A 15,129-nucleotide genomic window follows, 5' to 3' on the forward strand; every position below is an offset into this window, starting at 1 on the left:
AGTTGATACAGCTGTATTCTTTACTTTATCGAAATGCAAATTCTTTTCTTATATTTGTCATAAAAAACAGATACGGTTAGTGCCAATGTCACTGTACCTAGTACGGTTTCTGCCATTACCAGGCCTCTCACCATGGATTCATTGGGAAGTATGTCGCCATATCCTAATGTGGTTATGGTCACTGCACTAAAATACAAAAAATCAATGACAGGATACTTAAAATTTTCATTTGTCTCATAGTCGTAAATAATATCAATTGCTTTATCAAAATAGTTCACGGCACATGCTACTATAATTTTGCAAAAACCAATTTCCAGATAACCTGCCTTTTCCCATGTCTCTTTTTCAATCCCCAGTTCATCTCCCTTTACGTATACTAGAAAATCCTGCTGCTTCATTACTTCAGTCATTTCAGACACGTTTTCCTCTGACGGTGCCAGTTCAACAAGGCTTAGTTTTAACTTGGTATATTCAGCAGTTCCCATAATGCGGTTTCTGGTTTCTATGATTTCGATCTGACAATAATTATATTTTTCCTGCTTCCACTTTGTTATATAATAGTTTGCCCAGTCAGCACCAAGATTTTCAAGCTTTCCATCAATAAAATTAAAGGTTATATTCATCGGTCCTGAATCCTCAAACTTTAACATGGTAAAGTTTTCATTGTAATGGCGAAACAGTTCTTTTGTAATGTGATTTTCCATAGAAATCCCCAGTTTTCTTTGAAATGCCTCATTTTTGGAATGTAGCAAAATATCTTCTTGAAAAATGAATGCTTCTCCACCTGTGGTATTTGCCCGAATCCAATAAAACAATCCAAATATGAGCCAGATAAAGATATAAAGACAAATACACAGTTTCTCTGCATTTCTTTTTATAAACCGAAGCAGCCCCCTCATTTACTTCCCCCACTTTTCATAGTTCAGATAAAAGTGTGTTCTACACACTCTGCAATTTTTAAGTACTGAAAAAGACAGCCCTAAGGCTGCCCTTGTCATATTACTATTGTATTTACATTTGTTTTAAATATTCTTCATAACCAAGTGTATTTAACTTTTCTGCCTTCTTTACAACGCCTTCTTTTAGGCCCTGGCAGTATGTTTTCACTTTTTCACGCAATTCTTTGTTACCAATAGACAGCATTTGTGCTGCTAATATTCCTGCATTTGCCGCTCCGTCAATGGCTACGGTTGCAACTGGAATTCCAGAAGGCATCTGTACGATTGAGTACAGAGAATCTACTCCGCCTAAAGTTTTTGTATGAATTGGAACGCCGATTACTGGAAGCTTAAATAATGCAGCACACATTCCTGGTAAATGTGCAGCTCCGCCTGCTCCTGCAATAATCACCTCAACGCCTCTTGCTTCAGCACCTGTTGCATATTCTACAAAAATATCTGGCATTCTGTGGGCACTGATTACGGTCATCTCATATTCTATTCCAAATCCTTCAAGTATTTCTGCTGCTTTTTTCATAATTGGAAGGTCTGAATCGCTTCCCATTAAAATTCCTACTTTTGACATTTCAAATCTCCTTCTGTTTCTTATTTTCCTTAGGTTTTACTGCAACTGAATTGAATTAAATGTACTTAACAGCTGTTCCAAATGCCATAATTTCTGCTGCACCTGCTGCTACTGCACTGGAACTGTAGCGTACTGCCACAATAGCATCTGCTCCCACTGCTTCTGCCTGTTTTATCATTCTTTGTGTAGCAAGTTTTCTGGCATTGTCCATCATTTCATTATAGGATGTCAGCTCACCACCCACTAATGTTTTAAAGCTATTCATAATGTCTTTTCCTGCATGAACGGTCTGAATGGAAGAGCCTATTACAACCCCTAACATTTCAAGGTTTTTCCCAGTTATTGTTTCTGTCGTAACTAATACCATATTAAATCCTCCTTGACACTATTTTTTTGCTATTATACCATATGTTTCTTGTTTGTAAAACCTATAAAATGATTTTTTCGGCTTTCCTTTCAGTTTTCCACCAAGTGAAAGGGATTATACATGGGTATATTTCTAAATTCGCTTACTCAATTATTCTCATTTCACTTTAGTCTGTATTATGTCTATACATTCGTCAACATATTCTTTTAATAAATTCAAGTCTCTACAATTTTTCTGTAGAACTGGGTTTTCCCACTGATAATCTTTTATAATACTTACTCTAAAAAACCCTTCTTCATCAAATTCAGGATACCAACCAATATCTATTAGATAATTACTTTCATAAATCACCTGAATTAAGTCTTCTTTTAGCAAATCAGTTTGTTCTTTTAAAGGTATTACTTCATTTATATTAAAGTCAATATATTTTCTATTCACACCTTTCCCAAAATCAATATCTTGAAACAAATAATCTCACCATCCTAAGGCATCTACCACCACTTCAAGTGGTGGTTTGATATTAGCCCTATAAGGGCTGTTTACTTGCGCGCCTAAAAGGCGAGTATCACAAGCACTATTACCGTCTGCCTCTAAAAGAGGCTATTTTCTTGTTTCTTCTGCTTTTGCTTCTTCTTGCTGTTCTTGTATATATTTTTTAATTGCATCTTCAGTGACATTTCCTACTGTAGAAACATAGTATCCTCTTGCCCAAAATGATTTCGTCCATTTGGTTGTTAACTCTGGATGTTTATCAAATATCATTAATGCTGATTTTCCCTTCAAATAACCTACGAAGTCAGAAACACTTTCCTTAGGGGGAATACTTACGCATAAATGTACATGGTCTGAACACACTGCTCCTTCTATTATTTCAATATTCTTATACTCACAAAATCTTTTTATTATTTCCCTTATATCTGCTCTTACTTGCCCAAACAGTACTTTTCTCCTGTATTTCGGAATGAATACTATATGATACTGGCATTTCCATCTAGTGTGTGATAAACTTGAACTGTTCATTAAACCGCCTCCTGTTCTTTTTGATAATGGCTTGCGATACCTTTATCATAATACCACAGGAGGCTTTCTAATGTCCGTAGTTACGCCACCGCTTACTCTATTCGCCCCAGCATAGCTGGGGGATTAGCGTTTTCATTTACCATGCACTTTTTACTACGAAGCAGTGTCTAAGACAAGGTTTATAGGAATTTTCTCAGTATGCAAGACAACTGCACATTTACTTAAGAGTTTCCGAACCCACTCTATATACATAAATATATTCAATTGGTGCCGTCAACTCATCCCATTCTTCATCATAGTCAACATCCTCAAGTTCAAAACACATTCCCTTATCATTCTCTATTTCATAAGTATTATGTTCTTCATTATAATCACCAAATTTCTCCTTTACTTCTTTCAACGTTGATCCTATTCCAATTACATTCTTATATTTTCCTTGAAAGTCCTTGGATACTCCAATTTGATATAATTTTCCATCATTAGTAAACCAAAACTTTGCATTTTCAACTATTATAATTGAAATGAACTCAAATATTTCTTCCTCATATTCTATGCCTATGAGATGTATAAGTTCTTCTTTTGTTATACCAAGACTAATATTTGATATACCAATCCCTGGTATAATCTCACCATTCTTTAACTTCATCATTGCACCTGTTTCCCTCCAGACCTAATAATTATTTGTATCTTTCCTGATTCTACGCCTCTGCTTGAATTCCATGTTGCTTCAAATATTTCAGCAGTATTCTTATTTTTTTCAATAAATTCTCTAGCACCATAATTAGCCTCAGAACCTCCCTTTGCTGCCATCATTTTGTCCCAGTCACACTTTATTTTACCGGTTCCCTTAAATACAACGGATCCTTCATTTGCTATTTCAATAACTCCAGATTCTATCTCTAATATTGTAATTTCCATAGCAGCTACAGTTAGCCAACCGCCTGAACAGACTGTTAATTCATCACCTATGACTCTGCCTAATAATAATTAAATCTTCATCCATTCTTTAAATAAATAATGATTTGCTAGACCGTTACACAAAACTGAACTATAAGATAAGAAATTCTTGTATAAGTTGTTAAAAATTAAAGAAACTTCTTCCTTTCTCATCTTAATATTGTTTGGTTTAGGTATCCAATTAGTTCTACTTATGCATACTAGCCTTACACATTCTACATCATTGACAAATACTATTTCTCTTTCAATTCCCTGTTCATAAAAATCCAATTTAAAGTTGAAATCTTTATTATTAATTCTTCTTATTATTTCAGGTAATTGCTCAATTATGATTGGGAGGTCAAAACGACAATCAACAGTCCACTTATCATCTCCAAATCCCGAAACACAAAATAAGATTTGTTCTGTATTACCCATTATTTTGCATATATCCATTATTACCGACCTCCCATCATCTAGCTCATCATCATAATCTCCAATTCCACAATTATCAATTTTGATAGTATTCAATGGTATTATAGTCTTTATTTCCATATTAAACATGTTTACATTCTCCTTTATAATTAATATCCAATCAATTCTATAGAATTGGAAATGCAGTCTTTATGCCTGTTGCAGATGGTACAACTATCGCCTTAGTAGCAGGTACTATATTACCTGTTGGAGTTATTACCTGTCCCAAGCCCTTTGGTATTGAAACTGTTATTGGTTCCGTTATATTTCCTAGAAATTCAAGAAACTCCGCAGCCCTTTGATTATTGAGCCATTGACCTTGATTATTTCCTGTACTTCTAGATCGATCTATTAAGCTTTTTGTATTTTTTGCTCCAGATCCATGCGTGCTAAAAGTATGACCAAATTGTTTAACACTCTTCCAATTAATCGTACTAGTTCCCTTGGACTTATCCTTAGAACCTCCCTTGGCTGCCATCATTTTGTCCCAGTCACACTTTATTTGACCAGTTCCCTTAAATACAACGGCACCTCCATTTGCTATTTCAATAACACCCGATTCTGTCTCTACTATTGTAATTCCCATAGCAGCTACCGTTAGCCAACCGCCTGAGCAAACTGTTAAAGCATCACCAACTTCAATTGCAGTACATATCTTTTTGTATCCTTTGTAACACTCTTTCGCACCCCATACTATACTTATCGCATCACCAATGACTCTCCCCAAATAATAATCATACTGACTTTCATAAGGATAATTTGAAAGATCAATATCATTGCATAATGAAATAATTTCCATTGTCAGATCAAATGCCAAACCCAAGTCTAATGTCTCATCTAGACATAAAGTTAATCCAACTACAGTATCCAATGTTGAATATCCACTCTTATCAATATACCTCAGTGAATTATTTTCACAATACAGATATCGGTTAAATGTTGTTGGATGTTCCTCAATTCCCTTAAAAACATCCTGGCTGATAAACTTAGCCGTTTCGGAATCATAATATCTTGCTTGGACGTAGTACATGTGGGATGCTACATCGTATTGATAGCCTGCGTAACCGTAAATATTTTTCTGAAAGCTGTTTTCATCACCTTCCGTCACTGGTTTTCCATAGATATCATAATCATAGCTCTCTAATACTGTTTCGTCCTCTCCTGTCAGATTCATTGTACTTCCCAGTTCGTTTTGGAGATAATAGGACTTTACAGCGGAACTGTCTTCCAAATAACTGCCAATGGAATAATCCCAATCCATTGTTTCATTTTCTGTACAATCAACACTAATTGTTCCTAATCCATGTACATAACGGCTTGTCACATTATGTTCACCGTACACCAGCATGACCAAATCAGCAGAACTTGTGCTATCATTTACATATTCATATTCCTTGCTATAGTTTACACCATCAAAAATGGCATTACAAGAATTCTTTAGTGCTTTTTCCTCATCAGAATCTTCCTCATCAATAAGAAATGAATCTGGCTGTTCTGCTTCAGGGAGTTGAATATACATTGCAATTCTTTTGTTATTTCCATCGTACGAATACTCTGTTTCCATACCAAATTGATTTACTGAGGACGACATTCTGTTTTGGCCATTAAAAGTAAATGCAGCAACAGATGAACCATCTTGATAAATCTCAGCAATATTTCCTCGGTTATCATACTCCATTGTAATTGGCTCATTCGCATATTCTTCACGAATATCTGCTGTCTGTCCACTTAATAATATCAGTTGATTCTCCTGGTTATACTCATACTCTAATGAATTCTCAAAGGTTTGCTCATCGTTCCAGTTTTCTTGACGAATACAGTTTTGTAATGTATCGTAGAAATATCTCACAATTCCAGTAGAAGAAACAGCACAAGTTAATTGATTTAATCCATCATATGTATAGCTGGTAACATCAACGGTTGTACTGTCACTCTCGTTTCGAGCAATACTCATTTTATTACCTACATTGTCTAGTGTAAATGCAGATTGATTTAATAATTGGTTGTTATTTGTATAATCCACCAATCCTGTTAAATAGGATAACTTGTTATACGAATACTCCGTCCTGATTCCATTCGGTAATACCTTTTTAATTAAATTTCCAATATTGTCATACTCATAGGTAGTTTCTGCATTATCTGCATCTACTACTGATATAAGTCGATTTCTATTGTCATAGCTATAATTTACCACGCTGCCATCTGGGTAAGTAATCATTTTTTTCTTACCATCTGCTGTCCATTCATAATCAGTTGTCCTATATTGATAATCGGTTACACTTGTAATTCTGTTTAAGCTATCTAGTTCATAACTTGTGATTCCATTCCAGTCTGTCATGGAGGTTATTTGATTCAACTCATTGTACTCATATTGAACTGACTTACCATCACTATATTGCACTGATACCAAATTATCCGCTTCATCATATGAATAATTTATTATATTTCCATCTTCATCTGTTGCAGCTATCAAATTACTATTTCCATCATAGCAATAAAATTTAATTTTTCCTGTAGGACTTTTTTCTTCAACTAAAAGACCTCTGTTATCGTAATTATATTCTGTAATTAATTCTTCTTGTGTAGAAGCATATTTACTTTGGTCATCTGCAAACATCTGGGTAATTGTATTATCAGTAATTGCTTTGAATTGTTGAATCTGCTTAATATTTCCAATTTCATCATACTGATACATCGTTTTATTACCTAGTGGATCAATTACTTTTGATAACTGGTTATTGAAATTGAATTCATAACATGTTATATTCCCATTTTCATCAGTAAATTCACTTACCTTCCCACAAGGAGCATATTTTAAATGTTGCTCACCCTGTTCTGCATTTACTGTCTGAATAAGTCTGTTTCGATTATCATACTCACTGGTAATTATATTTCCATTTCCATCTTGTATGCTAAGCATATTACTATTGCCATCGTAAGTTGCCTCTTCTGTTGTTCCATCTGGATGTATTACTTCTATTATATTTCCTTGAATATTATACTTGTACTGCGTTACATTTCCATTTACATCTGTTTCCTTAATTTTGTTTCCTAACAAATCGTACTCATAGGACTCCACATTATCAGCTTCATCTTTATAGCTTATTAATTGCCCACAAGAATCAAACGTATATTCTTTGGTTGCACCTAGAGGATTTATTTCTTTTATCAGTTTTCCATTATTGTCATATTCATAAGTTGTCGTATTTCCTCTTTCATCTGTTGTTGAAGCCAATTGATTTATGTCATTATAAGTATATGTTTTTCTTATTCTTTTATAAACAACTCTACCATGGAAACGTCAGGTAATACAGCCCCTGACATTCCCATGGTATTTTATTAGACAACATTCTATTAAAAGTAACTTTTTTCTAAATTAAAAATATTTTACATGCACCAACCTAATTTGTCAACAATTTCTCCTACATTTGTCTCTCTTATCCTTTTTCGTAATGGCAATATTCTAGACGGTGAAACAGATAATTCATCAATTCCGATTGACAGGAAAAATTCCGTCATCTCCAGGTCTGCTCCCAGCTCTCCGCAGATTCCAATCCAGATTCCTGCCTTATGAGCATTATCAGCAGTCATTTTAATCATTCTTAGAATGGCTGGATGATGTGGGTCATAAAAATCATCCAGTTTGGGATTTTGCCGATCAATTGCCTCCGTATACTGTGTCAAATCATTTGTTCCAACACTAAAGAAATCCACTTCCTTCGCAAGACAGTCACTAATCATCACCGCTGCCGGAGTCTCAATCATAATGCCCTGTTCCATCTCTTTATCAAAAGGAATGTTCTGGCTGGTCAACTCCTCCTTTACTTCTGCCACAATCTCTTTAATCTGCTTTATTTCATTAAGAGATATAATCATAGGATACATTACAGCGATTTTCCCATAGACACCTGCTCGGAAAATTGCTCTCAGCTGTGTTTTAAAAATGTCCTTCTGCGTAAGACAGATACGGATAGCACGATAGCCCAATGCTGGATTTTCCTCCTGATCCATGTTAAAATATGCAGCCTGCTTATCTGCACCGATATCCAGTGTTCTAATGATAACACGCTTTCCTGCCATCATTTCTGCTGCCATTTTGTATACAGCAAATTGTTCTTCCTCTGTTGGATAGGTGTCCTTTTCCAAATATAAGAATTCACTTCTGAACAAACCAATTCCACCGGCATCATTTTTTAGAACACTACCAATATCACCTACATTTCCAATATTGGCATATACAAGAACCTTCTGTCCATCTAACGTAATATTTTCTTTTCCCTTTAACTCCTCAAGCAGCTTCTGTTTTTCCTGTAAATCCTTTAACTTGCTCTCCATGACAGCTAACAGTTCACTTTCTGGCTCAATAAATATTTTTCCTTCAAATCCATCTACCGCTGCAAGCTTTCCATTCAGTTCCTTATCCAGTGTAATGTTTGTACAAACTATCGCAGGAATGTTCATAGTTTTTGCCAAAATAGCTGTGTGGGAATTTACGGAGCCATTCACTAAAATAAAAGCAAGTACTTTTTCCTTATCAAGCTGAACTGTCTCACTAGGAGCAAGATCATCTGCCAGAATAATCACTGGTTCATCCGATACTCCTGCCATTGTACTGTCCTTCCCTAATAAGATAGAAATAACACGTTCTGAAATATCCTTCACATCAGCAGAGCGTGCCTGCATATATTCATCATCCATAGAAGCAAACATTTTTGCAAAATTATCGCAGGTTTCAGCCACCGCATATTCTGCATTTACCTCTTGTTTCCTAATAATACTTTCGACAGATTCCACATAATCTGTATCCTCCAGCATCATTTGATGAATTTCAAAAATGGCAGCATTTGCTTCTCCAACTTCATTTACAGCTTTTTCATATAAATCTTGAAGCTGCTTTTTTGCTTCTGCCTGTGCATGGTAAAACCTGTCCATCTCCGCATCTGCATCCTGGATTCTAATTCGTTTTACCTGATGCTCCCCCTTTTGGTAGACACTGATTTTTCCAATTGCAATTCCACCAAAGGCACTTTTCCCAACAGCCGTTTTCACAACAATTCCTCCTGTCCTATACTTTTTCCTATTTATTCCTCAACTGGTTTCTTCAATAATCCAAGCATAACAGCCCCTACTACTGTACCAATTACTAATGCCAGCAAATATAATAACGCATTACCTACTACTGGGAATACAAAGATACCACCATGAGGTGCCATCAGTGTACAGCCAAATGCCATTGAAAGCGCTCCTGCTATCGCAGAACCTACAATACAGGATGGTAATACTCTAAGAGGATCTGCTGCTGCAAATGGAATAGCACCTTCTGAAATAAATGCCAGTCCCATTACAAAGTTTGTTGGTCCAGATTTTCTTTCTTCTCTTGTGAACTTGTTTTTAAATAATAATGTTGCCAGAGCAATAATACAAGGAGGCACCATACCACCAACCATAACGGCTGCCATAATTGCGTAATTTCCTGCTGCAATAGAAGCTGTACCAAAGACATAGGCTGCCTTGTTTACTGGTCCACCTAAATCCACAGACATCATTCCACCTAACACCATACCCAAAATAATTTTGCTTGTATTGTTCATTCCTAATAAACCGTTGTTCATCAAAGTGTTTAATGCTCCTACTGGAGGCTCAACAATAAATACCATAACAGTTCCTACTATTAAGATACCAAATAACGGATATAACAATACTGGTTTTAAACCATCTAATGCTTCTGGAAGACCTTCAAATATTTTTCTCAATAATACAATTGTATATCCAGCCAAAAAGCCAGCAACTAAGGCTCCTAAAAACCCAGAACTTCCACTAGCGGCAATAGAACCACCTACAAACCCTAAAGCAAGACCTGGTCTGTCAGCTATACTCAAAGCAATGAAGCCTGCCAAAATAGGAAGCATAAATTTAAATGCAGTACCGCCGATTGTCATAAAAAATGCTGCATATTTGGTGATAGAACCAAAACTTGACCGAACCTCAGGATCCAAGGCGGACATATCAATTAACATACTGTCTATTAAAAATGCAATGGCAATTAAAATTCCTCCGCCTACTACAAAAGGAAGCATATGGGATACACCACTCATTAAATGCTTGTAAATGGAATGACCGACACTTCCACTGCCAGCAGATGCTCCTTCCTCCGAGGAACCAGCCTTCGCAAGATAAACTGGTACATTTCCACTCATTGCCCGTTTCACCAATTCCTCTGCTTTATTGATTCCATCAGAAACCTGACATTCAATCAGTTTCTTTCCGTTAAATCTTCCCATAGGCACCTTTGTATCAGCTGCCACAATAATACAATCTGCTTCAGCAATTTCAGCATCTGTTAAAACATTTTTAGCTCCTCCCGATCCTCTTGTCTCAACCTTTATGCTGCATCCTAATGCGCCAGCCTTTTTCTCTAATGCTTCTGCTGCCATATACGTGTGGGCAATCCCTGTTGGGCAAGCTGTAACAGCCAGGATTTTGCAACTATTCTGATTATTATACGAAATCACTTTACTTTGTCCACCTTCCTCATCAAAGCTGTCGATTATTTTCAAAAACTCATCTACTGATTTTGCATTTCTTAACTTCCTTGTGAAATCATCGTTCATCATTAAAACAGACAATTTACTCAACACGTCAAGATGAACATTATCTTTTGTATTTGGCGCTGCTATCAAAAAGATAATATGAACAGGTTCACCATCCAGCGATTCAAAATCAACACCATTTTTTATAACCATGGCTGCAAGACCTGGTTTTAAAACAGCATCCCCCTTTCCATGAGGAATTGCAATTCCTTCACCAATCCCTGTTGTTCCTTCTTCCTCTCTGGCATAAACCTTTTTACGGTAAGCTTCCTTATCCTTTAGCTTTCCTGATGCTGCCATTAAATCAATTACTTTGTCAAGGGCTTCCTTCTTTGTTGACACCCTTCCATTCAATTCAATGCTTCTTTTGTCCAGCAGATCTGTAATTCTCATAATCAAAACCTCCTCTGTACTATAATGTCTGATAAACTGCCTCGACTTCTGACTTGGTTGCTAATTGTGCTGAAAATGCGCTGGCACTTCCAGCAGAAATTCCCATTTTAAAAGCATGTTGATAATCCCCTTGATCTAAGTAGCCTGTCAAAAAACCTGCTACCATAGAATCTCCTGCACCTACAGAATTTATTACTTTTCCTTTTGGCGCAGGACTTTCATAAACACATCCATCCTCTCCAAGAAAAATTGCACCATCTCCAGCCATTGAAATCAAGACATTTCTTGCACCCATATCCTTCAATTTCTCGCCATAAGCAATGATTTCTTCATTGGTTTTCAACTCCACCCCAAAGATTTCACCTAGCTCATGGTTGTTAGGTTTTATCAGAAATGGCTTTCTATCTAAAACATTCACCAATAAATCTTTGGTAGCATCCACAACTACCATAACCTTTTTATTCGATACCCTTTTCATAATATCTTGATAAATGGAATCTGGAACAGAATTGGGAATGCTTCCTGCCAGAACCAGAATATCTTTGTCTGTTAATTGCTCTAATTTTTCAAACAATTGGTTTAAATGCTTCTCATGAATGATTGGACCCATTCCATTAATCTCTGTCTCACCATCAGATTTTAATTTTATATTAATTCGTGACATTCCTTCTTGAATTTTAATAAAATCCGTTGTGCATCCAGCAGCTTTTACATTTTTTTCTATTTCATCACCTGTGAAGCCTGCAATAAAACCTAATGCTGTGCTGGGAATCCCAAGATTTTTTAAAACAATGGAAACATTAATTCCTTTTCCTCCCGGAAGCATTTGTTCACTGTCTGTTCGATTTGTTGCATTCAACTTTATCTCCTTAACTCCAACAACATAATCCAATGATGGATTAAAAGTTACTGTGTAAATCATTTTGCGTCTACCTCCAGAATATTGGAACAATTTTTATAATTATCATCTTTTACTATTGTTGTAATCACTTTTGCCCTTGTAAAATCTGCAAATGTAATAGGTGAAAGCTGGTTGAATTTTGAAGAATCCCCAAGTATATAGCCATCCTTACACCTTTCTAGCGCTGCCTTCTTCACCATTGCTTCATTTAAATCAGGGGTGGTAAAACCAAACTGCCTGCTGATTCCATTTGTTCCAAAAAAACCTTTTGTAAAATTGTATTTATTCAGATTAAAAACCGCTTCATTTCCTGCAATTGCTTCAGTCGAAGCTTTTACTTCTCCACCAATTATAAAAACCTTGCAGCCAGCTTTTATTAATTTTCCAGCGTTAGAAATGGAATTTGTTACAAATGTTACCGTTGTTTCTGTGATATAAGGAATCATGGCACCAGTTGTAGTGCCTGCATCTAAATATACAAAATCATTTGCTTTAATTAGCTGTGCAGCATATTTCGCAATTTTGTTTTTATCCTCTGCATTCCTGCTTTGTCTGAATTCTACATCATCGTCTTTTGTATTATAGTAAGAACTTAATGCAATTGCCCCGCCATGTACCTTAATTAATTTTCCTTGCAGATGCAGGGCAATCAAATCCCTTCGTATTGTGGAGTCTGATGCTTCAAAAATCTCCATCAATTCCTGTACTGTTACACTTTTCTTTTCTTCTACAATCCTTATAATCTCCTCAAATCTTTGCTCAGCCAGCATAATCTTCACCCCCATGTTATGCTCTTATTATATATTCAAAATCAGTCATAGTCAATCATGTTTCTTCATAAACAGTCATGATTTTTTTGTGCAATTTGCACAAAAATTAACTTTGGAATTAAAAATAAATGCTACCTTTTATAGTAACAATTCTTTACCGTTATATGAATCCGTCATTTTCATTCAAATTCTTTTACATCATACATATAATAATTAATTTTTGAAACTAAGTGTGGTATAATGATTACTACAAACTTTCGCACAGCGAATGAATTAAAGGAGGAATTTCATTATGAAAAATGGGAAACTTTATAGCTTCATTCTTACTTTCCTATTAGTATTTGTAACACTTGATGTTAATATGAGTACTGATCAAAAAATTCAGGCAGCAGAAGAATATGCCGTACGAGATGCATTTTGTTCTCTTTCTAATTCTTCTGTTAATCGTCTTTCATCGGAACATTTCCAGATTATCTGGGGAAATGCAGATGAAACTGGCACTGTTACAAGAGATTTTGTACAAGGAAATTTGGAAAATCTGGAATCTATACGTGCATTTTACATCAATGAACTGAACATGAAAGATATTTGTTATTCTCAGACAAATTCATCACTACAAACAAAATATAAAACAAATGTGTATATTTCCAACACCGGGTTATCGGAAATTGACAGTGACTGGGCTTACATGGGGGTTGACAGCGGCGGATTTGGATTTATTGTTCTTCATCCCGGTGCTATGCGGGTTGATCCACCAAGCTGGGTTGTTCCTCATGAACTTGCACATGTTTTCACCTATCATCAAGGCGGCATTGTTCCATATAAATGGTATGAGGCAGTTGCAAACTGGTTCCGCGATCAATACTTAGGCAGTACCTATTACCGCTATGGGAACACTGTTTATGGACCAACCTCGGATTTTTTCCAACCTTTTATATTAAATGACTACTCTTATTTTCCTCACTTAAACAACTGGTATGATGCCTGGCCTATTTTACTGTACATATATGAGAATCCAGATAATTTAAACGGTCTTGGTCCAAATCTAATGCATAAGTTATTTGAAACCAAAACAGAGGATACTACTTATTTCGCTACAATAGAGCGTCTTTCTGGCGTATCCATTAAAGAGATTCTAGGGAATTTGTCCAGACGACTGGTTACTATGGATTTTCAGCGCCAGAACAGTTATCTGACCTACTATGCAGAAACTCTTTCCAATCAAGAAAATGCTTCAAAAATTTATACTACATTAAACTCCAGCAGTGACGGCTGGCTGACAGTTCCTTCTGATCGTGCTCCACAGCAAGGTGGTTACAATATTGTCCCATTAAATGTCGACCTCTCTGCTAAAAAAGTAATTGTAAATTTTCAAGGTACTACAAGTGCAGCTGGTGCTGACTGGAGAGTTAGTTTAGTTACAAAAACAAATTCTGGTGACACAAGATATTCTACTCTATGGAACTCTGGAGCAAACTCCATTTCCTTACAGGGAGATGAGACAGCTGTCTATTTAGTAGTGACAGCCACTCCTAATACCATGCAAGATTTACCAGTTGAAAGCTTAAGTGATGCAGGAACAAAGTATCCATACAAAATTAAGGTCAGTGTTTCTTATCAAAGTAATACAACTCCTACTCCCGTTGTAACACCGACTCCTGTTGTGACTCCTACTCCTGTTGTGACTCCAACTCCTGTTGTGACTCCTACTCCCGTTGTGACTCCTACTCCACAGGCAACAGCTAATCCTTCTTCACAGCCAGTTGTAACAGTAAACACTAATGCATCGGGAACAGTCCGTCAGGAATACACGATTACAGCTCCTCAAAATGCAAGTATTGATTTATCGAATTTAAAGCTTCGCTACTATTACAGTGCCGACAATATAAAAACCCAGCAGTTCTGGTGTGACAACGCGGCAATTAGTTATACACAGGCACCATGGTACGTTAATTATCCATCGAAAAATGTGACAGCTGACTTCAAAAATGGTTACATTGAGATTAGTTTTTCAGAAGCTCTTGAATTGGACTCTTCTGGTACTTTAAAATTAGCCATTCGATTTAACAATGCAGACTGGTCTAATTATGAAAATTTTCAAGAAGGCGGTCTTGACATCGTTTATAACTAAATTAAAATGGAGGTAATGTAACA

The 15,129-nt window shown here is 36.1% G+C and carries 14 protein-coding genes; 1 reads left to right on the top strand and 13 read right to left on the bottom strand.

Going from position 1 to position 15,129, the window contains the following annotated elements:
* Positions 1-20 precede the first annotated feature (20 nt).
* From BM305_RS05475 to BM305_RS05535, 13 genes are all read right to left on the bottom strand, one after another.
* Entirely contained in the window at positions 21-899 is an 879-nt protein-coding gene (locus BM305_RS05475; RefSeq protein ID WP_092559690.1) for a potassium channel family protein, read from the bottom strand.
* A 112-nt stretch (positions 900-1,011) separates the two neighbouring features.
* Complete coding sequence (gene purE / locus BM305_RS05480; RefSeq protein WP_092559691.1) at positions 1,012-1,524, bottom strand: 5-(carboxyamino)imidazole ribonucleotide mutase; 513 nt, start codon at positions 1,522-1,524, stop codon at positions 1,012-1,014.
* 55 nt (positions 1,525-1,579) lie between these two features.
* Entirely contained in the window at positions 1,580-1,891 is a 312-nt protein-coding gene (locus tag BM305_RS05485) for a YbjQ family protein (RefSeq protein ID WP_092559692.1), read from the bottom strand.
* Between the two features lie 156 nt (positions 1,892-2,047).
* Positions 2,048-2,359, bottom strand: a complete 312-nt coding sequence (locus tag BM305_RS05490) for a hypothetical protein (RefSeq protein WP_092559693.1) — start codon at positions 2,357-2,359, stop codon at positions 2,048-2,050.
* A 132-nt stretch (positions 2,360-2,491) separates the two neighbouring features.
* Positions 2,492-2,911 (bottom strand): IS200/IS605 family transposase, encoded by a 420-nt coding sequence (gene tnpA / locus BM305_RS05495; protein WP_092559694.1) that lies wholly within the window; start codon positions 2,909-2,911, stop codon positions 2,492-2,494.
* 217 nt (positions 2,912-3,128) lie between these two features.
* Entirely contained in the window at positions 3,129-3,560 is a 432-nt protein-coding gene (locus tag BM305_RS05500) for a hypothetical protein (protein ID WP_092559695.1), read from the bottom strand.
* Positions 3,557-3,829 (bottom strand): hypothetical protein, encoded by a 273-nt coding sequence (locus BM305_RS05505; RefSeq protein ID WP_092559696.1) that lies wholly within the window; start codon positions 3,827-3,829, stop codon positions 3,557-3,559. The genes BM305_RS05500 and BM305_RS05505 overlap by 4 nt, the downstream gene beginning before the upstream one ends.
* A 69-nt stretch (positions 3,830-3,898) precedes the next feature.
* Positions 3,899-4,411, bottom strand: coding sequence for a hypothetical protein (locus tag BM305_RS05510; protein WP_092559697.1), 513 nt, complete (start codon positions 4,409-4,411; stop codon positions 3,899-3,901).
* 37 nt (positions 4,412-4,448) lie between these two features.
* On the bottom strand, positions 4,449-7,556 hold the full coding sequence (locus tag BM305_RS05515) for an RHS repeat-associated core domain-containing protein (RefSeq protein ID WP_092559698.1): 3,108 nt from the start codon (positions 7,554-7,556) through the stop codon (positions 4,449-4,451).
* Between the two features lie 152 nt (positions 7,557-7,708).
* Positions 7,709-9,370: a phosphoenolpyruvate--protein phosphotransferase gene (gene ptsP, locus BM305_RS05520; RefSeq protein WP_092559699.1), complete on the bottom strand. Its 1,662-nt coding sequence runs from the start codon at positions 9,368-9,370 to the stop codon at positions 7,709-7,711.
* A 32-nt stretch (positions 9,371-9,402) separates the two neighbouring features.
* Positions 9,403-11,304, bottom strand: a complete 1,902-nt coding sequence (locus BM305_RS05525; RefSeq protein ID WP_092559700.1) for a PTS fructose transporter subunit IIABC — start codon at positions 11,302-11,304, stop codon at positions 9,403-9,405.
* Between the two features lie 19 nt (positions 11,305-11,323).
* Positions 11,324-12,226 carry a 1-phosphofructokinase gene (gene pfkB / locus BM305_RS05530; RefSeq protein WP_092559701.1) on the bottom strand — a complete coding sequence of 301 codons (903 nt, stop codon included), beginning with the start codon at positions 12,224-12,226 and terminating at the stop codon, positions 11,324-11,326.
* The gene (locus tag BM305_RS05535) at positions 12,223-12,975 is read right to left on the bottom strand and encodes a DeoR/GlpR family DNA-binding transcription regulator (protein WP_092559702.1); all 753 of its coding nucleotides are present in this window, start codon (positions 12,973-12,975) and stop codon (positions 12,223-12,225) included. Before BM305_RS05535 ends, pfkB begins: the two co-directional genes overlap by 4 nt.
* A gap of 292 nt (positions 12,976-13,267) precedes the next feature.
* Between BM305_RS05535 and BM305_RS05540 the strand changes: the two genes are divergently transcribed.
* Positions 13,268-15,106: a DUF6055 domain-containing protein gene (locus BM305_RS05540; protein WP_092559703.1), complete on the top strand. Its 1,839-nt coding sequence runs from the start codon at positions 13,268-13,270 to the stop codon at positions 15,104-15,106.
* Positions 15,107-15,129 lie beyond the last annotated feature (23 nt).

This window comes from Anaeromicropila populeti (assembly GCF_900112775.1).
Taxonomy (GTDB): domain Bacteria; phylum Bacillota; class Clostridia; order Lachnospirales; family Lachnospiraceae; genus Anaeromicropila_A; species Anaeromicropila_A populeti.

Bases quoted from the DNA above. Each gene is read 5' to 3' on its own strand.
- BM305_RS05475 (WP_092559690.1), bottom strand. From the start codon at position 899: ATGAGGGGGCTGCTTCGGTTTATAAAAAGAAATGCAGAGAAACTGTGT.
- purE (WP_092559691.1), bottom strand. From the start codon at position 1,524: ATGTCAAAAGTAGGAATTTTAATGGGAAGCGATTCAGACCTTCCAATT.
- BM305_RS05485 (WP_092559692.1), bottom strand. From the start codon at position 1,891: ATGGTATTAGTTACGACAGAAACAATAACTGGGAAAAACCTTGAAATG.
- tnpA (WP_092559694.1), bottom strand. From the start codon at position 2,911: ATGAACAGTTCAAGTTTATCACACACTAGATGGAAATGCCAGTATCAT.
- BM305_RS05500 (WP_092559695.1), bottom strand. From the start codon at position 3,560: ATGATGAAGTTAAAGAATGGTGAGATTATACCAGGGATTGGTATATCA.
- BM305_RS05505 (WP_092559696.1), bottom strand. From the start codon at position 3,829: ATGGAAATTACAATATTAGAGATAGAATCTGGAGTTATTGAAATAGCA.
- BM305_RS05510 (WP_092559697.1), bottom strand. From the start codon at position 4,411: ATGTTTAATATGGAAATAAAGACTATAATACCATTGAATACTATCAAA.
- BM305_RS05525 (WP_092559700.1), bottom strand. From the start codon at position 11,304: ATGAGAATTACAGATCTGCTGGACAAAAGAAGCATTGAATTGAATGGA.
- pfkB (WP_092559701.1), bottom strand. From the start codon at position 12,226: ATGATTTACACAGTAACTTTTAATCCATCATTGGATTATGTTGTTGGA.
- BM305_RS05535 (WP_092559702.1), bottom strand. From the start codon at position 12,975: ATGCTGGCTGAGCAAAGATTTGAGGAGATTATAAGGATTGTAGAAGAA.
- BM305_RS05540 (WP_092559703.1), top strand. From the start codon at position 13,268: ATGAAAAATGGGAAACTTTATAGCTTCATTCTTACTTTCCTATTAGTA.